This is a genomic window from Parachitinimonas caeni (assembly GCF_030129945.1).
In the GTDB taxonomy this organism is placed as follows: Bacteria; Pseudomonadota; Gammaproteobacteria; order Burkholderiales; family Chitinimonadaceae; genus Parachitinimonas; species Parachitinimonas caeni.
The window spans coordinates 1-255 of record NZ_JARRAF010000316.1; the positions used below are offsets into that span (position 1 = coordinate 1).

The 255-nt window shown below is 64.3% G+C and carries 1 protein-coding gene; it reads left to right on the top strand.

Annotated features, from left to right (window positions below):
- The coding region (locus tag PZA18_RS24860; protein ID WP_284103548.1) for a calcium-binding protein at positions 1–255 on the top strand (255 nt) is incomplete at both ends.

Consider the following 255-nt stretch of genomic DNA (forward strand, 5'->3'; position numbering starts at 1 on the left):
GTGACGACACCTACCTGTTCGGTCGCGGCGAGGGCGTCGACGTCATCGACAACAGCGGCGGCGGCAACGACACCCTGCGCTTTGCGGCAGGCGTTGACTACAACGACGTCGGTTCCAACATCGGCCGCAGCGGCGACGATCTGGTGCTCAAGATTGCCGGCACCAGTGACCAGGTCACGGTCCGCAACTTCTTCAGCAGCAGCGACGCCACCCTCGAAACCATCGAATTCACCGATGGCGGCAGCCTCACCGCCG